At 38.6% G+C, this 24,536-nt stretch carries 23 protein-coding genes and 2 other annotated features; all 23 genes read left to right on the forward strand.

The genetic code is table 11. The annotated features are described in order from the left end of the window. The first annotated feature begins 416 nt into the window (after positions 1 to 416). The 23 genes from JUJ52_RS07075 (at position 417) to rpoB (ending at position 24,456) form a co-directional block, all read left to right on the forward strand. Complete coding sequence (locus tag JUJ52_RS07075) at positions 417 to 1,064, forward strand: MgtC/SapB family protein (RefSeq protein ID WP_371414009.1); 648 nt, start codon at positions 417 to 419, stop codon at positions 1,062 to 1,064. A 224-nt stretch (positions 1,065 to 1,288) separates the two neighbouring features. Continuing rightward, complete coding sequence (locus JUJ52_RS07080; protein ID WP_026680206.1) at positions 1,289 to 1,756, forward strand: CtsR family transcriptional regulator; 468 nt, start codon at positions 1,289 to 1,291, stop codon at positions 1,754 to 1,756. A gap of 12 nt (positions 1,757 to 1,768) precedes the next feature. Next, complete coding sequence (mcsA, locus tag JUJ52_RS07085; protein WP_026680207.1) at positions 1,769 to 2,317, forward strand: protein-arginine kinase activator protein McsA; 549 nt, start codon at positions 1,769 to 1,771, stop codon at positions 2,315 to 2,317. Then, entirely contained in the window at positions 2,314 to 3,378 is a 1,065-nt protein-coding gene (mcsB, locus tag JUJ52_RS07090; RefSeq protein WP_121604285.1) for a protein-arginine kinase McsB, read from the forward strand. The genes mcsA and mcsB overlap by 4 nt, the downstream gene beginning before the upstream one ends. Positions 3,379 to 3,396: 18 nt before the next feature. Then, a complete protein-coding gene (clpC, locus tag JUJ52_RS07095) occupies positions 3,397 to 5,823 on the forward strand; it encodes an ATP-dependent protease ATP-binding subunit ClpC (protein ID WP_026680209.1) in 2,427 nt (808 codons plus the stop codon). 468 nt (positions 5,824 to 6,291) lie between these two features. After that, positions 6,292 to 7,668 (forward strand): DNA repair protein RadA, encoded by a 1,377-nt coding sequence (radA, locus tag JUJ52_RS07100; RefSeq protein WP_205389406.1) that lies wholly within the window; start codon positions 6,292 to 6,294, stop codon positions 7,666 to 7,668. Positions 7,669 to 8,054: 386 nt separating this feature from the next. After that, positions 8,055 to 9,152, forward strand: a complete 1,098-nt coding sequence (locus JUJ52_RS07105; protein ID WP_026680211.1) for a PIN/TRAM domain-containing protein — start codon at positions 8,055 to 8,057, stop codon at positions 9,150 to 9,152. Between the two features lie 144 nt (positions 9,153 to 9,296). Beyond that, positions 9,297 to 10,766: a glutamate--tRNA ligase gene (gene gltX, locus JUJ52_RS07110; protein ID WP_121604286.1), complete on the forward strand. Its 1,470-nt coding sequence runs from the start codon at positions 9,297 to 9,299 to the stop codon at positions 10,764 to 10,766. Between the two features lie 42 nt (positions 10,767 to 10,808). Continuing rightward, positions 10,809 to 11,023 (forward strand) — a binding site (T-box leader). 305 nt (positions 11,024 to 11,328) lie between these two features. Next, complete coding sequence (cysE, locus tag JUJ52_RS07115) at positions 11,329 to 11,970, forward strand: serine O-acetyltransferase (RefSeq protein WP_034678611.1); 642 nt, start codon at positions 11,329 to 11,331, stop codon at positions 11,968 to 11,970. 1 nt (position 11,971) lies between these two features. Continuing rightward, positions 11,972 to 13,372 (forward strand): cysteine--tRNA ligase, encoded by a 1,401-nt coding sequence (gene cysS / locus JUJ52_RS07120; protein ID WP_026680214.1) that lies wholly within the window; start codon positions 11,972 to 11,974, stop codon positions 13,370 to 13,372. Positions 13,373 to 13,374: 2 nt separating this feature from the next. Further along, entirely contained in the window at positions 13,375 to 13,788 is a 414-nt protein-coding gene (locus JUJ52_RS07125; protein WP_026680215.1) for a Mini-ribonuclease 3, read from the forward strand. Continuing rightward, a complete protein-coding gene (rlmB, locus tag JUJ52_RS07130; RefSeq protein ID WP_166530053.1) occupies positions 13,773 to 14,516 on the forward strand; it encodes a 23S rRNA (guanosine(2251)-2'-O)-methyltransferase RlmB in 744 nt (247 codons plus the stop codon). The genes JUJ52_RS07125 and rlmB overlap by 16 nt, the downstream gene beginning before the upstream one ends. 2 nt (positions 14,517 to 14,518) lie before the next feature. Continuing rightward, positions 14,519 to 15,028, forward strand: coding sequence for an NYN domain-containing protein (locus tag JUJ52_RS07135; protein ID WP_026680217.1), 510 nt, complete (start codon positions 14,519 to 14,521; stop codon positions 15,026 to 15,028). A 111-nt stretch (positions 15,029 to 15,139) separates the two neighbouring features. Next, positions 15,140 to 15,790 carry an RNA polymerase sporulation sigma factor SigH gene (sigH, locus tag JUJ52_RS07140; RefSeq protein ID WP_318279744.1) on the forward strand — a complete coding sequence of 217 codons (651 nt, stop codon included), beginning with the start codon at positions 15,140 to 15,142 and terminating at the stop codon, positions 15,788 to 15,790. Between the two features lie 69 nt (positions 15,791 to 15,859). Next, complete coding sequence (gene rpmG, locus JUJ52_RS07145; protein ID WP_080668626.1) at positions 15,860 to 16,009, forward strand: 50S ribosomal protein L33; 150 nt, start codon at positions 15,860 to 15,862, stop codon at positions 16,007 to 16,009. Positions 16,010 to 16,113: 104 nt separating this feature from the next. Further along, positions 16,114 to 16,281 carry a preprotein translocase subunit SecE gene (gene secE, locus JUJ52_RS07150; RefSeq protein ID WP_026680219.1) on the forward strand — a complete coding sequence of 56 codons (168 nt, stop codon included), beginning with the start codon at positions 16,114 to 16,116 and terminating at the stop codon, positions 16,279 to 16,281. A 227-nt stretch (positions 16,282 to 16,508) separates the two neighbouring features. Then, the gene (gene nusG / locus JUJ52_RS07155; RefSeq protein ID WP_026680220.1) at positions 16,509 to 17,045 is read left to right on the forward strand and encodes a transcription termination/antitermination protein NusG; all 537 of its coding nucleotides are present in this window, start codon (positions 16,509 to 16,511) and stop codon (positions 17,043 to 17,045) included. A 163-nt stretch (positions 17,046 to 17,208) separates the two neighbouring features. Further along, positions 17,209 to 17,634 carry a 50S ribosomal protein L11 gene (gene rplK / locus JUJ52_RS07160; protein WP_026680221.1) on the forward strand — a complete coding sequence of 142 codons (426 nt, stop codon included), beginning with the start codon at positions 17,209 to 17,211 and terminating at the stop codon, positions 17,632 to 17,634. A 268-nt stretch (positions 17,635 to 17,902) separates the two neighbouring features. Continuing rightward, positions 17,903 to 18,601: a 50S ribosomal protein L1 gene (rplA, locus tag JUJ52_RS07165; protein ID WP_026680222.1), complete on the forward strand. Its 699-nt coding sequence runs from the start codon at positions 17,903 to 17,905 to the stop codon at positions 18,599 to 18,601. Positions 18,602 to 18,648: 47 nt separating this feature from the next. Continuing rightward, positions 18,649 to 18,796: a sequence feature (ribosomal protein L10 leader region), on the forward strand. Positions 18,797 to 18,847: 51 nt separating this feature from the next. After that, entirely contained in the window at positions 18,848 to 19,348 is a 501-nt protein-coding gene (gene rplJ, locus JUJ52_RS07170; RefSeq protein WP_026680223.1) for a 50S ribosomal protein L10, read from the forward strand. A 56-nt stretch (positions 19,349 to 19,404) separates the two neighbouring features. Then, positions 19,405 to 19,770: a 50S ribosomal protein L7/L12 gene (gene rplL / locus JUJ52_RS07175; protein WP_026680224.1), complete on the forward strand. Its 366-nt coding sequence runs from the start codon at positions 19,405 to 19,407 to the stop codon at positions 19,768 to 19,770. A gap of 144 nt (positions 19,771 to 19,914) precedes the next feature. Then, positions 19,915 to 20,517 carry a class I SAM-dependent methyltransferase gene (locus tag JUJ52_RS07180; RefSeq protein ID WP_026680225.1) on the forward strand — a complete coding sequence of 201 codons (603 nt, stop codon included), beginning with the start codon at positions 19,915 to 19,917 and terminating at the stop codon, positions 20,515 to 20,517. 402 nt (positions 20,518 to 20,919) lie between these two features. Beyond that, entirely contained in the window at positions 20,920 to 24,456 is a 3,537-nt protein-coding gene (gene rpoB, locus JUJ52_RS07185) for a DNA-directed RNA polymerase subunit beta (RefSeq protein ID WP_026680226.1), read from the forward strand. Positions 24,457 to 24,536: the final 80 nt, after the last annotated feature.

Here is a 24,536-nt window from a genome sequence, read left to right on the forward strand (position 1 = left end):
GAACAAGAAGGAAGACTGAGTGAATTTTTTTACTCAGTCTTTTTTGTAGTCTAGGAATTAATTAAATTTGATCCTGTGTATAAATATGGGCGTGTTGAGCCGCGTCCACCCGGCTCTAGCACCCAGAAACAAGGTAACTTCACGAATAACCCTAATCTAAGTCATCATCGGCTCGCAAGCTCACCGTGATTTCTTTACCTCCGTTGACTCGCTCCATTTGTTCTTATGTAAAATATTTGGCCAGTAGTATTATGATAAATAGCAAGGTTTAATCATATATATAAGAGAAAAATATAAAAAGATGCCACTATACCTTTTATTTAGATTCATGTAAAATGAAGGGAAAAATGGACAGGGGGGTGCGAAAATTGCAAGCTTTTTTAGACGAATTATTGGGTGATCATTTTTATCTTATTATGTTACGTGTATTAATTGCGTTAGTTCTTTCTGGGTTAATTGGATTTGAAAGAGAAGTAAAGAATCATTCAGCCGGTTTTCGCACACATATCTTAGTTGGGGTCGGAGCCTGTTTAATGATGCTACTTTCCTTATTTGGATTTGAGTCATTTATGGAGTATGATAACGTTCGATTCGATCCTGCGAGAATACCATCCTATGTAATAAGCGGGATAGGTTTTCTGGGAGCAGGAACAATTATTGTTTATGGTGGCGCAATTCGCGGTTTAACAACTGCTGCTTCCATATGGACAGTTGCTGGTATAGGGCTTGTGGTTGGTGCCGGCATGTACGCAGCTGCTGTTTTTACGACATTTATCATTTTACTAAGTTTAATTTTTCTTAATAATTTTGAGCGACTATTTACAAAGGGGGGGACTTCCCACTTAATTGAGATTGTCACCTTACCCGATCTAAAGGTGAATGAGCTTGTTTCAGCGTTGGAAAAATTCGATTTAACCATAAAAAAAGTAGAGATTATTAAAATAGAAAACGACTTGCGAAATATTTTTATTAAAATAGAAAGAAAGCCAGATCTAGATCGAATTTCTTTATTTGAGGAAATTTCTAAAGTAGATCATGTGAAAAATATATCTGAGCTTAAGTAAATGGGGCTGCTAGAAGAACTTTACAACATATAATATGGTGTAAGGTTCTTTTTTTAATAGAAGAAATGATAGAGATCTCGTTCATTCATAGGTTTCGTAATGGTGATTTTTGTCTAGAATAAACATAGAACAAGGTATTTGCATCTTCTCGATTTTGACGTATAATAAAGGTAAAGTCAAAGATAGTCAAAGTCAAAGGATGCAGCTAAAAAGGGGGTGGGCATATGAGTAATATTTCAGATGTGATAGAAAATTATTTAAAACAGATACTTCAGGCTAAAGGAAAAAATGTGATTGAAATTAAACGAAGCGAGATCGCTGATCAATTTCAATGTGTCCCCTCACAGATAAATTATGTGATTAATACGCGCTTTACTGTGGAAAAAGGATATATAGTGGAGAGTAAACGTGGTGGTGGTGGATATATTCGTATTATGCGAGTAATTCATCAAGATAAATCAGAATTAATCAATGAAATAATTGAAATGATTAATCCAACAGTTTCTCAACAAAAATCTGTCGATGTGTTAGAAAGGCTATTGGAAGAAAATCTTATTACAGAACGCGAAGCAAAAATTATGCTGAGTGCTATTGATAGAAATACACTCGCATTTCAATTGCCTTTACGAGATGAAATTCGTGCGCGCATACTTACAACGATGCTGAATACGCTAAAGTATTTGAATAAGTAGGGGGGAATGCAAATGGAATGCCAGGAATGTCATGAACGACCTGCTACACTGCACTTTACACAATTGATTCAGGGACAAAAGATGGAAGTGCATGTATGTAAAGTTTGTGCAAAAGAAAAAGGATATTTGACATATCCAGAAGATGGATATTCATTGCATAATTTACTTTCTGGGCTCTTTAACTTTGATACATCAAATATGGCGGGACCTCAAGGGTCAGCCTATCAGCAAGTAAAAGAGCTACAGTGTCCTAAATGTGAAATGACCTTCTCGGAATTCAAACAAATAGGGAAATTTGGATGTGCGCTTTGCTACGAAACGTTTAATCATCGTCTGGACCCTATTTTCCGACGAGTACATGCTGGTAATACAAAGCATAGCGGAAAAATCCCTAAACGCCAAGGTGGGGATTTGCATAAGAAGAAGCAAGCAGAAGAATTAAAAGTAAAACTAAAAACGCTGGTGGAGAATGAGGAATTTGAAGAGGCTGCTAAAATAAGAGATAAAATTAAAGCGTTAAATCATGCGCAAGATGATTCGGGAGCAGGTGATCATACATGACACTACAGCAATTTATGAATAAGGCTATTAGCCCTTGGATGAGGGAGGAAGGACCAGATAGCGATATTGTACTAAGTAGTCGTATTCGCCTTGCAAGGAACTTTGCAAATATTGCTTATCCAATTCTTGCTGAGCCAAATCAATTAGAAGAAATAAGGAATTTCTTTAAAGAGAAATATGAAAATCAGTCATTTAGCGAGTATAAGAATATTTCCTTTATTTCTATCCGGGACTTATCAGCAGTTGAGAAACGCGTATTAGTAGAAAAACATTTAATCAGCCCATTATTGGCAAAGCACTCAGAGTCAGCTGCAACACTTATTTCTGAGAATGAACAGGTGTCCTTGATGATCAACGAGGAAGATCATATTCGTTTGCAACTGTACTTTCCAGGATTTCAATTATCTAAGGCGTTGCAAAAGGCATTTGAATTTGATGATTGGTTAGAAGAAAAAATTAATTATGCCTTTGATGAAACAAGAGGATACCTTACGAGCTGCCCTACTAATGTAGGTACTGGGATGCGTGCATCTGTCATGATGCATCTACCAGCTCTTGTTTTAACAAAACAAATAAATCGTATGATACCTGCCATTAATCAGTTAGGGCTTGTAGTCCGCGGTATTTATGGAGAAGGTAGTGAAGCGCAAGGTAATATTTTTCAAATATCTAATCAAATTACACTTGGAAAATCAGAAGAAGATATTGTGGAGGATTTACAAAGTGTCGTAAAACAGCTCATAGAGCATGAAAGATATGCTAGAAAACAATTAATGGAGCAATCAAGTGACAAAATGGAGGATAGAATTTATCGTTCCTTTGGTGTTTTGGAATATGCTAGGATCATGGAGTCGAAAGAAGCTGCTAAATGCTTATCTAATGTACGCCTAGGAATTGATTTAGGCCTTGTGAAAAATGTTTCACGAAATATCCTCAATGAATTAATGATACTTACTCAGCCAGGATTCCTACAACAATATGCCAAAAAGACATTGACAGCGAATGAACGTGATATATTACGAGCATCACTTATTCGCCAACGTTTACAATTAGAGAAATAGATAGGAGGAATTTTTTATATGATGTTTGGACGTTTTACAGAAAGAGCACAAAAGGTGTTAGCTTTATCTCAAGAAGAAGCCGTACGATTAGGCCATAATAATATTGGTACAGAACATATCCTCCTTGGACTTGTACGTGAAGGAGAGGGGATTGCGGCAAAAGCATTGCAATCTTTAGGGCTGGAAATTTCAAAAATACAAGAAGAGGTTGAAAAGCTAATTGGTGTTGGCAAACAACCGATGCAGTCAATACATTATACACCCCGTGCCAAAAAGGTTGTGGAGCTATCTCAGGATGAAGCAAGAAAGCTTGGCCACTCCTATGTAGGTACAGAGCATATATTGCTTGGTCTTATTCGTGAAGGAGAAGGTGTTGCTGCTCGTGTATTAAATAATTTAGGTGTTAGCCTAAATAAAGCTAGACAACAAGTGCTACAATTGCTTGGAAGTAATGAATCCCAGGCTAACAGACAGGGGCGCGGTCAACAATCTAATGCAAACACGCCGACGCTTGATTCACTTGCTCGTGATTTAACGGTAAGTGCGAAAGAAGGTAATATTGACCCCGTTATTGGCCGTAGCAAAGAAATTGAGCGCGTTATTCAAGTGTTAAGTCGTAGAACTAAGAATAATCCAGTTTTAATTGGTGAACCAGGTGTAGGTAAGACTGCCGTAGCCGAAGGGCTTGCACAGCAAATTATTAATAACGAAGTGCCAGAGACATTACGAGACAAACGAGTGATGACACTGGATATGGGTACAGTTGTAGCGGGAACAAAATATCGTGGAGAATTTGAAGATCGATTAAAGAAGGTTATGGAAGAGATTCGCCAGGCTGGAAATATTATACTGTTTATTGATGAGTTGCATACATTAATTGGCGCAGGAGGGGCTGAAGGTGCGATTGATGCATCAAATATTCTAAAACCCTCATTAGCCCGTGGGGAGCTTCAGTGTATTGGAGCTACAACGCTTGACGAGTACCGTAAATATATTGAAAAAGATGCAGCGCTAGAACGTAGATTTCAACCTATACAGGTAGATGAACCGACGTTAGAGGAAACCGTCCAAATTTTAAATGGTTTACGTGATCGTTATGAAGCACATCATCGCGTGACGATAACCGATGAAGCGATTGAAGCAGCTGCAAGTCTATCTGATCGTTATATTACAGACCGCTTTTTACCAGATAAAGCTATCGACTTGATTGACGAGGCTGGATCGAAGGTACGCTTACGCTCCTACACGGTACCACCTAATTTAAAGGAACTAGAACAAAAGCTGGAAGAAGTAAGAAAAGAAAAGGATGCGGCTGTACAAAGTCAGGAATTTGAAAAAGCAGCATCGCTTCGTGATTCTGAACAACGACTTCGTGAAGAATTAGAAGAAACAAAGAATGAGTGGAAAGAAAAGCAGGGACAAACCGATTCGGAAGTAACTATAGAAGATATTGCTAGTGTCGTTTCTACATGGACTGGTGTACCGGTTTCTAAATTGACAAAGGATGAAAGCGAACGATTGCTGAATATGGAAGATACGCTTCATAATCGTGTGATTGGTCAAGAAGAAGCTGTGAATGCAATTTCGAAAGCTATCAGAAGAGCTCGTGCAGGCTTAAAAGATCCAAAACGTCCGATAGGTTCTTTTATCTTCTTAGGACCAACAGGTGTAGGGAAAACGGAACTTGCTCGAGCACTAGCCGAAGCAATGTTTGCTGATGAGGATGCTATGATTCGTATTGACATGTCAGAGTATATGGAAAAACATGCTACGTCTCGTTTGGTAGGTTCACCTCCTGGTTATGTTGGCTATGATGAAGGTGGTCAGCTTACAGAAAAGGTTCGTAGAAAGCCATATTCTGTTGTATTACTTGATGAAGTGGAGAAGGCACACCCAGAAGTATTTAATATTCTATTACAAGTACTAGAGGATGGCCGTTTAACTGACTCGAAAGGTCGCGTAGTTGATTTCCGCAACACGGTATTAATTATGACATCTAATGTTGGTGCAAATGAGTTAAAACGTAATAAATATGTCGGCTTTAATTTGGAGGAAAATGGTCAAGATTATAAAGATATGAAATCTAAGGTTACAGAAGAATTGAAAAAGGCATTTCGTCCAGAATTCTTGAACCGTATTGATGAGACCATCGTATTCCATTCATTAGAGAAAAAACATATGAAGAATATTGTAACGTTAATGATTGAACAGTTACAGCAACGGCTTAAAGAACAGGATATTGATTTTTCGTTAACAGATAAAGCGTTAGATAAAATTGCTAATGAAGGTTTTGATCCCGAATACGGAGCACGACCGTTACGCCGTTCGATTCAAAAAAATATCGAAGATCTCTTATCAGAAGAATTACTTAAGGAGACAATCCAAAAAGGTCAAAAAGTGAAAATTGGCCTGAATAATAAAGGTGAATTTATTATTCTTCCATAGACGATGATAAGCAAAAAAGTAGGGAAAGGGGCTATCCAAAAAGTAGCCTGTACCTACATAACTGGAATATACTCGCTTCTTGCATGAAATGGTTCAGCCTCCTATTGTGGGTACAACACTCATGTTAGGTCTGCAAACTGTTTCTCTTTCTGCAGGAGTCTTGTATATTCCAGTTTTCTTTATATAAATAAGTGTGAGACTAATCCTTTTCTTAAACGATTAGATAACATAAATACTGTATAGGTACTCGAGGCCATGCATATTCTTTTGTTTGTGGGGAAAAAGTCACTTAGGAGTATAGCGTAAATGAATAAGGTATTCATGTTTTTTAGTAATAAGGAACGATTCTTATAAGGGAAGCAGGAATTTGTGGCAAGACTATGGAAATTATTGATTAAATTGATAGGAACCTGTAACTTTATCATTGCAATAATCGTATATAATAGATAAGTGAAGGGGTAGAGAAAATTGGCAAAGCGAAAAACGAAATATGTTTGTCAGGAATGTGGCTATGAATCCCCTAAATGGATGGGAAAATGTCCTGGATGTCACAATTGGAATACCTTTGTAGAGGAAGTAGAGATAACTGGAGGTCGACATAAGCAGGCTTTTCAAACAGGTGCTAGATCTACCGTCGGCAAGCCAGAGAAAATCACTTCTATCGAATCAGAAGAGGAACCACGTGTAACAACCTCTATGAAGGAATTTAACCGCGTATTAGGAGGCGGAATCGTACCAGGGTCATTGGTGTTGATTGGTGGCGATCCGGGTATTGGAAAGTCTACATTACTTTTACAGATCTCAGCGCAATTAGCGGATAAGCAATTACCTGTCCTTTATATATCTGGAGAGGAATCTACAAGACAAACGAAGCTACGAGCAGACCGTTTAGGTGTTAAAGCGGATTTACTTTATGTATTAGCGGAAACAAATTTATTAGATATATCCAATCAAGTAGAAGCCATTAAGCCTTCTTTTGTTGTTATTGATTCTATCCAGACGATTTTTCGGGAAGAGGTTTCAAGTGCACCGGGAAGTGTTTCACAGGTTCGCGAATGCACGGCAGAGCTGATGAAGCTGGCAAAATCAAATGGCATTCCTATTTTTATTGTGGGACATGTAACAAAGGAAGGGGCTATAGCTGGTCCCAGGCTGTTAGAGCACATGGTTGATGCGGTTCTTTATTTTGAAGGAGAGCGGCATCATACGTATCGTATTTTACGTGGGGTGAAAAATCGTTTCGGTAGTACGAATGAGATGGGGATATTTGAAATGAAAGAAGAAGGACTAAGGGAAGTAATGAATCCTTCTGAAATCTTCCTAGAAGAGCGCTCACAAGGAGCTGCTGGGTCAACTGTTGTTGCTTCTATGGAAGGAACAAGGCCTGTGCTTGTTGAAATTCAAGCGTTGATTTCACCTTCAGCCTTTGGGAACCCACGGAGGATGGCAACAGGGATTGATCATAATCGTGTTCCGCTGCTTATGGCAGTGCTGGAGAAGCGTGTTGGACTTATGTTACAGAATCAGGACGCCTATATAAAAGTAGCAGGTGGCGTAAAATTGGATGAACCCGCGATTGATTTAGCAATAGCAGTAAGTATTGCATCGAGTTTTCGTGATCAACCAACAAAGCCTGATGATATTTTTGTTGGAGAAGTTGGATTAACGGGAGAGATTAGACGTGTATCTCGTATCGAACAACGAGTTCAAGAAGCGGCAAAGCTAGGTTTTAAGCGCGTTATTTGTCCAAAAAATAATTTGGACGGTTGGACAGTTCCAGATAGTATTGAGGTTATCGGTGTAGAATCCGTTGAACAAGCATTAAATATTGGAGTCAGCAGGTAGTAGATTGTTTTTTAAGTCTTGGAAATAATAAAATTTTCCCTTATGGATAAATAGGCGCATGTTGAGCCGCGTCCAGCTCCAGCGCCCAGAAACGAAGCGACTTCACGAATGACCCTAGGATAAGTCATTATTGGCTCGCAAGCTCACCGTGCTTCCTTTATCTCCGTTGACTCGCTCCAGTCGGTACGTTTCAAATCGGGCGCTTGCACTTTTGCTCCTAAATTCATTGCTATTGGATTACTTATATGATATAATTTTATTTTTATATATTTGAATGTTAATTTTAGCTGTGCTATGATTTAGTTGATATAATAGCTTATTTTATTACTTTTGAAGGATTATTTTTTTCTATCGTAGGCAATAATATAAGGTAGGAGGTGGCAGTGGTGCTGAAAAAAATAGTTCATTTATTTTTTGTTATCATGGGTGGTACCGTTGGGTATTTATATATCCCGGATATTGTAAACTTATTGGATATTACTAATGCAAACTGGGTATCATCACCATATGCAGGAACAATAATCGGTGCAATTATTTTCTTTCTCATTTCATATTGGCTTGGGGATTATATTGTAGGGTTTTTAAAGTGGGTAGAAGAAGCACTTATAAAATTGCCTGTTGGTGATTTGTTTTTTGGAAGTTTAGGGTTAATGGTAGGATTAGTTATTGCTTTTCTAATAAATATACCGTTAACAGATATCAATATTGAACTAGTATCTCAAGTTTTACCGCTATTTATCACAATATTATTGGGGTATTTTGGTTTTCAAGTCGGGTTTAGACGTAGAGATGAATTTGTAAATTTATTAAACATTAATAAAAAAGAACGAGAGAAACGCAAACCGTCTGATACGGAGTATACACAAACGATTCAACCTAAAGCTAAAATACTGGATACAAGTGTCATTATTGATGGTCGTGTAGCGGATATTTGTCAAACGAGTTTTCTTGAAGGGACAATTGTTATTCCGCAATTTGTACTTGGTGAGTTGCAACATATTGCAGACTCTTCTGATGTGTTAAAAAGGAACAGAGGTCGAAGAGGGCTCGATGTATTAAATCGAATTCAAAAAGAATTACCTGTAAAAGTGGAAATTTATGAAGGTGATTTTGAGGATATCCATGAAGTGGATAGCAAGCTTATTAAATTAGCAAAGGTAATTGATGGAATTGTTGTTACCAATGATTTTAATTTAAATAAGGTCTGTGATCTACAAGGTGTTCCTGTCTTAAATATTAATGATCTGGCAAATGCTGTGAAGCCAGTTGTACTACCTGGCGAAGAGCTTGTTGTTCAAGTTATTAAAGATGGTAAAGAACATAACCAAGGAATTGCCTACCTTGACGACGGAACGATGATTGTTGTGGAAGAAGGTAGAGATTATATTGGAAAAACAATTGAAGTTTTAATTACCAGTGTGTTGCAAACATCTGCCGGTAGAATGATATTTGCCAAGCCAAAATTACTTGAAAAAGCACTATAAAAAGGGTATAACTTATAGAGGATAGAAAAAAGTGATAACATGTCATTGTTATCACTTTTGTTATACTATATATATACTATTTTGGTTCAAAAAGATTAGTGATTCAATTTACATTATGTTTGAAGAATAGAAAGGGGCAGAACCATGACAAACCAGGTTCGTGTACGTTATGCACCAAGCCCAACAGGTCATTTGCATATCGGAAACGCACGTACAGCATTATTTAACTATTTATATGCGAAACATTTTAACGGGAAAATGGTTATTCGTATTGAAGACACAGATGATAAACGAAATGTGGCTGGTGGTGAAGAGAGTCAGCTGAAGTTTCTTCAATGGCTAGGTGTCGAATGGGATGAAGGAGCAGATATAGGCGGCGAATACGGTCCCTACCGTCAAATGGAGCGTCTTGATTTATATCAAAAATATGTGGACGAGCTATTAGAAAGAGGCTTGGCTTATAAATGCTATATGACGGAAGAAGAGCTTGAGGCAGAAAGAGAACAGCAACGTGCGAGTGGGCAAGTACCTAAGTATTCGGGTGCGCATCGTGATTTAAGCGAAGAACAAATCACAGCATTTGAAAAAGAAGGACGTCAACCAAGTATTCGTATGAGAGTTCCGGAAAATGAAACATATACATTTAATGACATCGTTAGAGGCGAAATTACGTTTGAATCCAGTGATTTTGGTGATTGGGTTATTGTGAAGAAAAATGGTATACCTACGTATAATTTTGCTGTTGCTATTGATGATCACTTAATGGAAATAACGCATGTACTTCGAGGAGAGGAACATATTTCCAATACGCCGAAGCAAATGATGGTTTACAATGCGTTTGATTGGGACGCACCGCAATTTGGACATATGACGCTTATTTTAAATGAAGAACGGAAAAAGCTGAGCAAGCGAGACCAGCACATTTTGCAATTTATTGAGCAGTACTATAACCTTGGTTATTTACCAGAGGCGCTTTTTAACTTCATTGCTTTATTAGGATGGTCGCCTGTTGGAGAGGAAGAAATTTTTGATAAAGATACATTAATTGATATCTTTGATCCTGAACGATTGTCTACTTCAGCTGCGATTTTTGATCGTCATAAATTAAAATGGATGAATAATGAATATATTAAAGCGGCAGATTTAAAGGATGTCATTGAGCTTGCAATGCCGCATTTGGTGGAAGCTGGGAAATTACCACAGCAAATAAGTGATGAAAAGAAACAGTGGGCTGAACAGGTGATTGCTCTATACAAAGAACAATTAAGATATGGAGCAGAGATTGTAGAGTTAACAGATCTTTTCTTTAATGAGGAATTGTCGCTTGATGAAGGTGCAATGGATGTGCTTCAAGAGGAGCAGGTTCCAGAAGTACTACAAGTATTTACAGATAAGTTAATTCATTTGGATGACTTTACGAAAGATTCTATTAAGGCTCAAATCAAAGCCACGCAAAAGGAAACTGGACATCGTGGCAAAAAGTTGTTTATGCCAATTAGAGTAGCTACAACCGGTCAGACACATGGCCCTGAGCTTCCTATGGCGATTGAATTACTAGGGAAAGCGGCTGTTCTGTCGCGCTTAGATAAGGTGTTAAACAAATTAGAAGCTTAATAATTCACATTCTGCATAAAATGTAATATAGTATTACTACAATATTGAACGATGACAAGGAAAAGTAGGAAACGTGAGGCTTATTCAGAGAGATCCACCTTGGCTGTGAGTGGTTCTAAGATCCGTTTTTGAAGTGCCCCTTTGAGTCCGTTATGGAAATGAGTACATAACGGCGGAACTCTACCGTTATAAGGGTGAAGTTGGAAGGATAATTTTAGCCTTCAAACAGAGTGGAACCGCGCAAAAGCGTCTCTGAGTAATCATACACAGAGGCGTTTTTTTATAGTCTAAGGAAATGATAAAATTTGCCCATGTAGATAAATATGGGCGTGTTTGAGCCACGTCCAGTTCCAGCGCCCAGAAGCTAGGCGACTACAAGAATCACCCTAATCTAAGTCAACATCGGCTCGCAAGCTTACCGTGATTCCTTTATCTCTGTTGACTCGCTGTAGTCGCTACGTTTCTAATTGAGCGTTTGCGCTTTTGTTCTATTATAAAAGCGGTGGATTTGAATATAATCATGGCATATTTTTCTTGGGGTGAGGAGGTTAATGAAGTGGGGATATGGAGACGATTGAAGGAAGATATGGATGTTGTGTTTGAACAAGATCCAGCAGCTCGAACATATATTGAGGTATTTTTAACGTATTCAGGGCTGCATGCTGTTTGGTCTCACCGCATTGCACATGCATTTTATAAGCGAAGAATGTTTTTCATTGCACGTTGCATATCACAAGTGAGCCGATTCTTTACAGGGATTGAAATTCATCCAGGTGCTCGAATTGGCCGTCGTTTATTCATTGATCACGGTATGGGAGTCGTTATTGGGGAAACTTGTGAAATAGGTGATAATGTAACCATTTTTCAAGGTGTAACATTAGGGGGGACTGGTAAAGAAAAAGGAAAACGTCACCCGACTGTAAAAAATAATGCATTAATTGCGACAGGAGCCAAGGTACTTGGCTCAATTACAATAGGAGAGAATGCAAAAGTTGGTGGTGGATCTGTCGTACTTCGTGATGTACCCGATCATTCCACGGTCGTTGGAGTTCCTGGGAAAGTAGTAAAGCAAAATGGTGAAAAAATGAGAAGGGATCTCGATCATCACAAGATGCCTGATCCAGTTGCTAGTCGTTGTGAGCATTTACAAAATGAAATAGATGCATTAAAGGACGAAATTGCTAAATTGAAGGAAGGGAAGTAGAATGACGATTCAGATTTTTAATACACTTACTCGACAGAAAGAAACCTTTATCCCGTTAAAAGAGGGTGCCGTAAGTATCTATGTTTGCGGTCCTACTGTATATAACTACATTCATATCGGAAATGCTAGACCAGCGATTGTTTTTGATACGGTTCGTCGATACTTTGAATACAAAGGGTATAAAGTAGATTATGTTTTAAACTTTACAGACGTTGATGACAAGTTAATTAAGGCTGCGAATGAGTTAGGCCAGGAAGTGCCAGATGTGGCCAGTAAGTTTATTACCGCATATTTAGAAGATGTTGATGCTCTAGGTGTGAAAGAAGCAACCCATAATCCGCGTGTAACAGAAACAATGGATGATATTATCGCGTTTATACAAGTGCTTATAGATAAAGGATTCGCTTATGAGGCGGCGGGAGACGTCTATTTTAAACCGCGTACGTTTGATGGATACGGCAAACTATCTCATCAATCCATTGATGAGTTACGCTCAGGTGCGCGTATTCAAGTGGGAGAGAAGAAACAGGATCCTTTAGATTTTGCGCTATGGAAACATGTGAAGGATGGGGAAATATCTTGGGATTCACCATGGGGTAGAGGTCGTCCGGGGTGGCATATAGAATGCTCTGCAATGGTCAAAAAATATTTAGGTGATACCATTGATATTCATGCTGGCGGGCAGGATCTAGCTTTCCCTCACCATGAGAACGAAATCGCTCAATCAGAGGCTAGGAATGGAAAAACCTTTGCGAACTATTGGATGCACAATGGGTATATTAATATAGACAATGAGAAGATGTCTAAATCATTAGGGAATTTTGTGTTAACAAGAGATTTAATTAATAAGCATGATCCGCAGGTACTTCGTTTCTTTATGTTAAGTGTACATTATCGTCATCCGATTAATTTCACTGAGGAGTTATTGGAAAGTGCCAAGAATAGCCTAGACCGAATTAAAACGGCTTATTTTAATCTGGAACACCGGAAATCATCGAGTGTGAATTTAGTGGACCACCAGGACGAATGGATGCAGAAAATTACGGTGTGGAAACAACAATTTGAGGCTGACATGGATGATGATTTTAATACAGCAAATGCTATTTCTGTATTGTTTGATGTGGCCAAGGATGCTAATGTTTACTTGCAAGCTAAACAAACGTCTAGTGATGTTATTGAAGAATTTCAGGAAACAATCCGATCATTCCTTTATGTATTGGGAATAGAGCTGAAAGTAGAAGAGGATTTACTCGATGAGGACATTGAATCATTGATTGAAGAAAGAAACGAAGCAAGGAAGCATCGTGATTTTGCTCGAGCGGATGAAATTAGAGATATGCTAAAGGATAAAAATATTATTTTAGAAGATACGCCTCAAGGGGTTCGTTGGAAAAGAGGCTAGTTATGAATTTGGATGTTAAACAAATGAAGAGTCTTGCCCTTGCCTATATGGGGGATGCTGTCTACGAAGTGTATATAAGGGAGCATCTCCTGCAGCTTGGGCAGGTGAAACCACAGCAATTACATCAAAAAGCAGTTAATTTTGTGTCAGGAAAGGCTCAAGCAAATGTTGTATTATATTGGCTGGAACAAGATTATTTAACGGAAGAGGAAGTAAAAATTGTCTCCAGAGGTCGTAATGCTAAGTCAGGGTCTATTCCTAAAAATATTAGTGTCCAAACCTATCGATATAGCACAGCTTTTGAGGCATTGATAGGATACCATTATTTACAAAAAAACGACGAGCGGTTGAAGCACCTCATGAGGGAAGCGGTTGAATTTACAGAAAGGAGTGAAAAGCCTTGGAACAAGAAATAATTATTGGGAAAAATCCAGTGATAGAGGCATTGAAGTCCGGACGTTCTGTTAATAAAGTACTTATTTCAGAGCATTTAAACGCTTCTGCACAAGGAAAATTATTTCAACTTGGCAAGTCCGCTGGGACAATCGTACAAAAGGTCCCAAAGGCTAAACTAGATCAATTATCGAATGGAAATCATCAAGGAATAATAGCTTACGTTGCCTCTTATCCTTATGCTACGGTGGACGATTTATTTCTACGTGCAGACCAAAAAGCGGAGGCTGCCTTTTTTATTATCTTAGATGAATTAGAAGATCCGCATAACCTAGGCTCGATATTACGTACTGCTGATGCGGTGGGAGCTCATGGAGTAATTATACCGAAACGGCGTTCTGTAGGTTTAACTGCTACGGTGGCGAAAACGGCTGCGGGAGCAATAGAGCATGTGCCAGTAGCTAGAGTTACCAATATCGCCAGTACCATCGATGAACTAAAGGAGCGTAATGTTTGGGTGGTTGGCACAGAAGCGAATGCTACAGAAGATTATCGTAAGCTTGAGGGTGCATTACCTATCGCCCTTGTAATTGGTAATGAAGGGAAAGGGATGAGCCGTCTTGTGCGAAAAAAATGTGATTGGACGGTAGGTCTTCCCATGATAGGGCAGGTTTCTTCGTTGAATGCTTCTGTGGCTTGTAGTTTATTGCTATATGAGGTTTATCGCAAAAGGTACCCTGTTGGTGAATAGCGATGATTGTTGTGGTAGTTGATGGTTATAATATAATTGGCGCTTGGGAAGAATTGCAAAAATTGAAAGAACATGATATTGGACAAGCACGTGATCGACTTATTGAATTATTGGCTGAATACCAGGCTTATTCGGGATATAGAGTCATTATTGTGTTTGATGCTTATTATGTTCGAGGTATTGCTAATAAAACAAATTTATATAATATAGAGATTATATTTACAAAGGAAAAAGAAACGGCCGACGAATGTATTGAAAAGCTAGTTAAAGAATTAATGAATATCCAGACACAGGTTTATGTTGCAACATCTGATTATGCAGAACAAAGGACGATATTTGGCAGCGGAGCTTTACGTAAATCGGCACGAGAATTATTAATTGAGTCTCAAAATATAGAAAGAGAAATTGAAGAAACAATAGAAACGCACCATAAAAAACAAGCATCGTCTAAAATAAAACTTAATCGAGATGTTCTGGAAAAATTTGAAAGATGGCGCAGGGGAGAAATGTAAAACTCAGATTAAACCGCGCCTGTCTGGGTCTATGCTCTGTTGACTATTGTAAAGCGCTTCCTGTATAATAAGCTTTAAAGTGACTGCGGTGTAGTCAGGGGGTCATACTTGGTGAGTGCCAACCAATTAGATTTTGACAATAAGAGCTTAAGTATGCTGGATGATGAGGGGATTGTAGAGCTTATTCATCGAGGAAATAGCCAAGCGCTTGATTACTTAATACATAAGTACAGAAATTTCGTCCGAGCTAAGGCTCGCACGTATTTCTTAATTGGTGCGGATAAAGAAGATATTATCCAAGAGGGGATGATTGGCCTTTATAAAGCTGTTCGCGATTATGATGGGGACAAGCTATCATCGTTTAAAGCCTTTGCAGAATTGTGTGTGACAAGGCAAATTATAACCGCAATCAAAACTGCTACTCGACAAAAGCATATTCCACTCAACTCCTATGTATCTTTGGACAAGCCAATTTATGATGAAGAAACTGACCGTACATTATTAGATGTCATTGCAGGTTCAAAAGCCATAGATCCACAAGAACTTTTGGTTAATAGAGAGAAATATGGTGATATGGAAATAAAATTATCTGAATTATTGAGCGAATTAGAAAAGAAGGTTCTACATCTGTATTTAGATGGGAGGACATATCAGGAGATATCTGTCGAGCTTAAGCGGCATGTCAAATCTATTGATAATGCACTCCAACGTGTCAAGCGGAAGTTGGAGCAGCTCATGGAAGGTAGCGAGGTATCACAATAGGATGCATTGACACATTTTTGTAACCATGCTAGAGTTAATATAGAAAAATCCCTCAATAGAGGTGATATAATGAATAAAAAAATAACTTTGGCATGTGCAGAATGTTCAAGCAGAAACTATACAACGCATAAAAATGTATCCACTCAGCCTGCGCGGCTAGAAGTGAAAAAATATTGTAAAACTTGTGGCAGACACACGTTGCACCGTGAGACGAAATAGACTCCGATGGAACGATATAGTAAATGGGGTTTTATATAAATTTATGGCTTTACTAATAAATAAACACGAAAAAGCCAAGATTTTCAGGTCTAGGGGGTACGAACATGTTTCGTTTTTTTAAAAACGTTTCAAGAGAAATGAAAAAAGTTAGCTGGCCAAAAGGCAAAGAGTTAACTAGTTATACCATTACTGTAATTACTACAGTAGCGTTTGTAGCGTTGTTTTTCTTTTTAATTGATCTTGGAATCACACAAATTTTGAATTTGCTATAATATACTTGAATATTTATTTTACAAATATGCTATAATGATAAATAATATGAGTCATTTGAAAACCCGGTCAACGTCGGGTTTTTTAAATTGGAAAAGAATTGGTACCTGTTTGTTAGAAAAATTCAACTCAGAGTTGTATTAATAGGGGTGCCCATGCTCCTGTGTCCATATATAAACCTAATTACAAATAAAGGGAGGGAAGGACAAATAAAGTTGTCCTGATAAACATGGAGAAAAATTGGTATGTGGTACATACGTATTCTGGCTATGAGAATAAAGTCAAAATGAACTTAGAGAAGCGAGTTCAATCAATGGGAATGGAAGATAAAATTTTCCGCGTAATTGTACCAGAAGATGAAGAGACGGAAATAAAGAATGGGAAGAAAAAAGTATCCAAAAAGAAGTTTTTCCCTGGTTATGTATTAACTGAAATGATCATGACGGATGATTCGTGGTACGTTGTTAGAAACACACCGGGTGTTACTGGTTTCATAGGATCTAGTGGTGGGGGGACAAAGCCTACCCCGCTTTTACCTGAAGAAGTGGAAAGTGTATTAAAGCGTATGGGTGTTACAGAGGCAGTTGTACAGTTTGAATTCGAATTAAAAGAAAATGTTCGTGTAACGGATGGACCGTTTACAGATTTCACAGGATCTATTGAGCATATCGATATGGATAAGCAGAAGGTGAAGGTTCATGTAAATATGTTTGGTAGGGAGACTCCGGTAGAATTAGATTTCTCTCAAATTGAAAAACTATCGTAGTTCATAGAGAATATTAGACAATACCTTGCATTTTTTTGTTATTCATGCTAAAATTCTTTTGTTATTCATGCATCTATCCTACTGATGGATAGAGCAAATTGGAGTGGGAGGGGACCGACTGGAACCCTATTACCACATCACGGACTTTAAGGAGGTGTGTCTCGTGGCTAAAAAAGTAATTAAGCTTGTAAAATTACAAATCCCAGCTGGTAAAGCAAATCCAGCACCGCCGGTTGGACCAGCATTAGGTCAAGCAGGTGTTAATATCATGGGGTTCTGTAAAGAATTCAACGCACGTACGCAAGATCAAGCGGGTATGATTATCCCTGTTGAAATTACGGTGTTTGAAGACCGTTCATTTACATTTATTACAAAAACTCCACCGGCAGCTGTGCTGTTGAAAAAAGCAGCTGGTATTGAAACTGCGTCAGGTGAGCCTAATCGTAATAAAGTCGCAACATTAAAACGCGACAAAGTAAAAGAAATCGCAGAAACAAAAATGCCTGATTTAAATGCTGCTAATGTAGAAGCAGCGATGCGCATGGTTGAAGGAACTGCGCGCAGCATGGGTATCACAATCGAGGACTAGTAATCGATTCCTTAGACATAGCGTTGCTATGTGCGGGGTATATCGTTTGCGGTGAAGTGTCTTTTGGTTGTGAAGCCAATCGATGCAGATTGGGTTGTTTTACTTGATACGGTATAGGTTGCGGTTGGATTACCTCTCGCAACCTTTTTCGTGAAGATGATAATTCGGTATTTCGAACCAAATTATCCTCTTGAGCTTTATAAAAGCCGACCGTGCTTTTATAAGTGGGAGGTATTACCGTTATAACCACATTTGAGGAGGAAATAAAATGGCTAAAAAAGGAAAAAAACATCAAGAAGCTTTGAAGCTTGTTGATCGTACGAAATCATATGAAGTAGCCGAAGCGATTGCATTAGTTAAAGAAACAGCTAAAGCAAACTTCGACGAAACAGTAGAGGCTGCTTTTCGTTTAGGTGTAGATCCTAAAAAAGCAGATCAACAAATTCGTGGAGCGATGGTGCTTCCACATGGAACTGGTAAAACACAGCGTGTTTTAGTTTTTGCTAAAGGTGACAAAGCTAAAGAAGCAGAAGCTGCTGGCGCTGATTATGTTGGAGAAAGTGATTACATTAACAAAATCAACCAAGGTTGGTTTGAGTTTGATGTCATTGTTGCAACTCCAGATATGATGGCTGAAGTTGGTAAACTTGGACGTGTGTTAGGACCAAAAGGCTTAATGCCGAATCCTAAAACGGGAACAGTTACGTTTGAAGTTGAGAAAGCAGTTCAAGATATTAAAGCTGGTAAAGTAGAATACCGCGTTGATAAATCTGCTAACATTCATGTTCCGATTGGTAAGATTTCTTTCGATAATGAAAAGTTAATTGAAAACTTCAAAGCAATTACAGACACTTTAGTTAAAGCTAAGCCTCAGGCTTCAAAAGGAACGTATATGAAGAATGCTTCTGTGGCCTCTACAATGGGACCTGGAATCCGCGTTGACGTTTCTGGCTTTGTCCGTCGATAATTAATAGTTGACGTTTTTGTCGACATTAGTTATAATGATTCACGTTGATAAAAGAATACGTTGTACCGTAGACAGCAGGGGCATGCATTTGCTTAATCATCCTGCCGAGGTGTTTATAAAAATTGGTAATTAGCGATTGAATTCCAATGTAATAATAAGCTCCCATGTCTACGTGGGAGCTTTTTTTAATGGCTCCGAACAGAGTGGGGTATACGGTATAATGATCATTTTTTAGGAGGTGGAAGAATGTCTAATATTATCGAGCAAAAGAAACAACTTGTTGAAGAAATTAAAGATAAATTTCTAGCGAGCGAAACAGCTGTTGTAGTTGACTATCGTGGGCTTGATGTAGCAGAGGTTACTGAATTACGTAAACAATTACGTGAAGCAGGAATTGAATTCAAGGTTTACAAAAACACGATGACTCGTCGTGCGGTAGAAGCTGCTGAGTTGAATGATCTTAGTGAGACGCTTGTTGGTCCGTCTGCGATCGCATTCAGTAATGATGATGTAGTAGCGCCAGCAAGAATTATCAATGATTTTGCTAAACAACATGAAGCGCTTGAAATCAAAGGTGGAGTAATTCAAGGAAGCGTTGCTTCTCTTGAGCAAATTAAGGAACTTGCAGATCTTCCAAACTACGAAGGTATGGTTTCTATGCTTCTTAGCGTACTTCAAGCACCAATTCGCAACCTTGCATATGCTACAAAAGCAATTGCGGATCAAAAAGAAGAACAAGGCGCATAATCTGTGCTTTAACGGTATAAAAACAAAATTTAATTTTAATTAGGAGGAAATTAATCATGACTAAAGAACAAATCATTGAAGCGGTTAAAGAAATGTCAGTATTAGAACTTAATGATTTAGTTAAAGCAATTGAAGAAGAATTTGGAGTAACAGCTGCAGCACCTGTGGCAGTAGCAGGTGGAGCTGGCGGCGGAGATGCTGCTGAAGAGAAAACTGAATTTGATGTAGTGCTTACAGATGCTGGTGCTTCTAAGATCAAAGTTGTTAAAGCTGTACGCGAAATCACAGGTCTTGGACTAAAAGATGCAAAAGACTTAGTTGATAACGCTCCGAAAGCAGTTAAAGAAGCAGTATCTAAAGAAGATGCTGAAGAAGTTAAAGGTAAGCTAGAAGAAGCAGGCGCAAGTGTAGAGGTTAAGTAATTAATTTCATCAACGGAGCTCGTCGTAACCATTACGGCGGGCTCTCTATATATCATATCATTTAAGCTAAGACTTGAGCAGATGCTTCTACTTCAAGCACCTTGCTATAACTACCTTCAATATTTTAATAAAAGTAGGTGCCATATGACAGAGCATTACTTTTCACCAAAACCCCAAACTAAAAGTTCACCAAAGACATGGAATTATCAATTGAATGGAAAATCCTATACATTTACAAGTGACGTAGGTGTATTTTCTAAAAATGAAGTTGATTTTGGAAGTCGGCTATTAATTGAACAATTTAATGAACCGGTAATTGCGGGGGATTTTTTGGATCTGGGTTGTGGCTATGGACCAATTGGGATCGCAATAGCAGATCGATATAAGGATCGAAAAATTGTAATGGCTGATATAAATGAAAGAGCTGTTGCATTAGCGAAGGAAAATGCTTTAAAAAATGAGGTTACTAATATCGAGTGTGTACAGAGTGATCGGATGTCTGCATTCACAAGTCGTCAATTTGCCGGGATTCTTACTAATCCGCCGATTCGTGCGGGAAAAAAGATTGTACACCAAATGTTTGAAGAAGCACAGCGAGCGCTGTTAAAGCAAGGAGAACTATGGGTGGTTATTCAAAAGAAACAAGGGGCTCCTTCCGCTAAAGAAAAATTAGAAGCTTTATTCCGTGAAGTGGAAGTGGTAGCTAAAAATAAAGGGTACTATATTATGCGGGCAATTAATGTTTGACCCGTATCTTCACTTATGATAAGATAGGAAAATGCTAACATGGCGATTCTTATGTCAAGAGGATATTTCATAACATAATAAGGTATATTTCATAAAAGTTCGGAAACACTGGTAAAATCGGAAAGATTTGGTATATACAATGTGCTTTTCGTTTATTTTTGAAATATGCTTCATGTGGTTTGTTTTGGAATTCTATTGCTGAGAGGATCCAAATAATATACTTGTAATTATCTGTTACAAGTTTGTTAGGCATGTTTTGTACGCTATTCGCACAATCACAGTTAGCCAATATTCGAAAAGCCGAAAAGAAGTAATTGCTTCTGTATTGGTTTTTCTAATTATATTAAATTTGGAGTAGAATTACAATCTACGAAAAAATGTATGATTTAAGGGGTGAAGCAGTTGACAGGACAACTAGTTCAGTATGGACGGCACCGCCAGCGCAGAAGCTATGCACGTATCAGCGAAGTATTAGAGTTGCCGAATTTAATCGAGATCCAAACCGCTTCTTATGATTGGTTTTTAGAAGAGGGTCTCCGAGAAATGTTTCAAGACATTTCGCCGATCGAGGACTTTACAGGCAATCTATCACTGGAATTTGTTGACTACAGTTTAGGCGAGCCTAAATATCCTGTAGGAGAATCAAAGGAAAGAGATGTTACGTATAATGCTCCACTTCGTGTGAAGGTTCGATTAATTAATAATGAAACCGGAGAAGTGAAAGAGCAGGAAGTATTTATGGGTGATTTTCCATTAATGACTGACACTGGAACATTTGTTATTAATGGCGCAGAACGTGTAATCGTTTCTCAGCTTGTGCGATCACCTAGTGTTTACTACAATGAAAAGATTGATAAAAACGGAAAGCGTGGCGTAGCTGCAACTGTCATTCCGAACCGTGGTGCATGGTTGGAGTTTGAAACAGATGCAAAAGATGTTGTCCATGTTCGTATTGATCGTACGCGTAAATTACCGATAACTGTATTGCTACGAGCACTTGGTTTTGGTACAGATCAGGAGATTATCGACTTATTGGGAGACAATGAGTACCTGAAAAATACGCTTGAAAAGGATAACACAGAAACAACGGAAAAGGCGTTGCTAGAAATCTATGAGCGGTTACGTCCTGGAGAACCACCTACTGTTGAAAATGCAAAAAGTTTATTAATCTCTCGCTTTTTTGATCCAAAACGTTACGATCTTGCTCATGTAGGTCGTTACAAGATGAACAAAAAGCTGCATATAAAAAATCGTTTATTTAATCAAGTACTAGCCGAAACAATTGTTGATCAGGAGACTGGCGAAGTACTAGCAGAGAAAGGCGATAAGCTAGAGAGAAAACTACTAAATAAATTAATTCCATACTTGGAACGTGAAGAAGAGAAGCTTGGTGAAAAAACACTTGAGCCTAAAGACGGTGTGCTTGACGACCAAATTTTGCTTCAATCGATTAAAATAGTTGATCCTACTGACCCAAGTGGTGAGAAAGAGCTTAACGTAATTGGAAATGCTGGAATTGAAACAAGTGTTAAAAATATTACGCCTGCGGATATTTTATCAGCAATTAGCTATTTCTTTAACTTGCTTCATCAAGTAGGCGATACAGATGATATTGACCATTTAGGTAACCGTCGTCTTCGTTCTGTTGGAGAGTTATTACAGAATCAGTTCCGAATCGGGTTATCTCGGATGGAGCGTGTTGTGCGTGAACGAATGTCTATTCAAGACACATCAAGTATTACGCCGCAACAGCTGATTAATATTCGTCCTGTGATCGCTTCGATTAAAGAATTTTTTGGAAGCTCACAGTTGTCTCAATTTATGGATCAAACAAACCCATTAGCAGAACTAACACATAAACGTCGTTTATCTGCGTTAGGACCTGGTGGTTTAACTCGTGAACGAGCTGGTTTCGAAGTACGAGACGTTCACTATTCACACTACGGTCGAATGTGCCCGATTGAGACGCCTGAGGGTCCGAATATCGGCTTAATTAACTCATTATCGAGTTTCGCTAAAGTAAATAAATTTGGATTTATTGAAACGCCGTACCGTCGTGTGGATCCAGATACGGGTAGAGTCACAGCTCATATTGATTATCTAACAGCAGATGAAGAGGATAACTATGTTGTTGCCCAAGCAAATGCAAAGTTAACAGATGAGGGGCATTTTGTGGATGAGGAAGTTATTGCTCGTTTCCGTGGTGAAAACACAATCGTACCTCGTGATCAAATTGATTACATGGACGTTTCTCCGAAACAGGTGGTTTCAGCTGCAACAGCTTGTATTCCATTCTTAGAAAATGATGACTCGAACCGAGCGTTAATGGGTGCGAACATGCAACGTCAAGCTGTACCATTAATGCAGCCTGAAGCGCCAATTGTTGGTACTGGTATGGAATATGTAAACGGAAAAGATTCTGGAGCCGCTATTATCTGCCGCCATGAAGGAATTGTAGAACGTGTTGAAGCGAAGGAAGTTCATGTTCGTCGAATTTCTATTGTGGACGGAAAAGAAGTAGAAGGCGATTTAGATCGTTACAAACTACAAAAATATATTCGCTCTAACCAAGGTACATGTTATAACCAACGCCCAATCGTAAGTGAAGGAAATCGCGTAACTAAAGGTGAAATTCTTGCTGACGGTCCTTCCATGGAAGACGGAGAGCTTGCGCTTGGCCGTAATGTTCTAGTTGGATTTATGACTTGGGAAGGTTATAACTATGAAGATGCGATTATCATGAGCGAAAGACTCGTAAAAGATGACGTGTATACATCTATTCATATTGAAGAGTATGAATCGGAAGCACGTGATACGAAGCTCGGACCGGAAGAAATTACACGTGATATTCCTAATGTAGGGGAAGAAGCGTTAAAGAACCTTAACGAATATGGAATTATTCGTATCGGTGCAGAAGTTTCTGACGGTGATATACTTGTGGGTAAAGTGACGCCTAAAGGGGTTACTGAATTATCCGCTGAAGAGCGTTTACTTCACGCTATTTTTGGTGAAAAAGCTCGTGAAGTTCGTGATACATCCTTACGAGTTCCACATGGAGCTGGCGGAATTGTGTTGGATGTTAAAATCTTTAATCGGGAAGATGGCGATGAGTTACCTCCTGGGGTGAACGAATTAGTTCGTGTATATATCGTTCAAAAACGTAAAATACACGAAGGAGATAAAATGGCCGGGCGTCACGGTAACAAAGGTGTTATATCCAAAATTTTACCTGAAGAAGATATGCCATTCTTGCCAGACGGTACACCAATTGATATCATGCTTAACCCACTAGGGGTACCATCACGAATGAATATCGGACAGGTTTTTGAATTACATTTAGGTATGGCTGCAAGACAGCTAGGAATTCATGTTGCTTCTCCGGTATTTGATGGTGCGACAGAAGAAGATGTGTGGGAAACGCTTGAAGAAGCAGGTATGCCAAGAGATGCTAAGACTATCCTTTATGATGGAAGATCAGGAGAACCATTTGACAACCGTGTATCTGTAGGTGTTATGTACATGATTAAGCTTGCGCACATGGTTGATGATAAGCTGCATGCTCGTTCTACAGGCCCTTATTCACTTGTTACACAGCAACCACTTGGTGGTAAAGCACAATTTGGTGGTCAGCGCTTTGGTGAGATGGAGGTTTGGGCATTGGAAGCTTATGGTGCGGCATACACCTTGCAGGAGATTTTAACAGTGAAATCAGATGATATTGTCGGTCGTGTTAAAACATATGAAGCGATTGTAAAAGGTGATAATGTACCAGAACCTGGTGTACCAGAATCCTTCAAGGTATTGATTAAAGAATTGCAAAGTCTTGGTATGGATGTCAAAATGCTTTCAAGTGACGAAGAAGAAATCGACATGCGTGAATTGGAAGAAGAAGAAACACAGCAAGCAAGTAAGCTCAATATAGAAGTAGAAGAGAACTAAAGCAAAAGGTAAGGTTGGCTCTCAATAGAGCCAGCCCCTAGCTTTAGATTAAATATATTCATAGGTAGCTTGGTAAAATC

Origin of the sequence: Virgibacillus sp. AGTR (assembly GCF_016919725.2) — a bacterium.
Classification (GTDB): Bacteria; Bacillota; Bacilli; order Bacillales; family Amphibacillaceae; genus Virgibacillus; species Virgibacillus salarius.